A 416-nucleotide genomic window follows, 5' to 3' on the forward strand; every position below is an offset into this window, starting at 1 on the left:
AGGATAAACCGGTTGAAGACGATGAACACATTCACCGTAAGAAAATGGATTTTGTAATAAGCCCTGAAATCACGGATGCAGACAGAAATATCGTCTGGAGTGCCGAAGCCCATGCGGATTTTTGGGAAGATGATGATTTAGGGGAAGGATCTGTTGATACCAGTGCGGTTCAGGTTAAGGCCCAGTCTAAGGCGGAAGAGTGTGAAGAAACGGGGACTAAAAAAGAGTGCAAGGCTTGTCTGGCTATTCCGGTGACAAATGAAAAGTATCGTAAGGTTAGCCGCTGGAGCGCCATCACGATTAACTATCAGCGATTTATTGCTAAAACTAAATATGACCCGGCCACACAAATGATCCAGGAATTTCAGTGCCTGAAAGTGACCTTTGATGGCTGGCGACCAGCGTATTGCCTGTTT

The 416-nt window shown here is 45.7% G+C and carries 1 protein-coding gene; it reads left to right on the plus strand.

Annotated elements, in window-relative coordinates; genetic code table 11:
• Window positions 1-416, plus strand: a 416-nt coding sequence (locus tag C5470_RS22240) for a Tox-REase-5 domain-containing protein (protein WP_242688287.1), incomplete at both ends; no start/stop codon positions are given.

Origin of the sequence: Photorhabdus stackebrandtii (assembly GCF_011189495.1) — a bacterium.
Classification (GTDB): domain Bacteria; phylum Pseudomonadota; class Gammaproteobacteria; order Enterobacterales; family Enterobacteriaceae; genus Photorhabdus; species Photorhabdus khanii.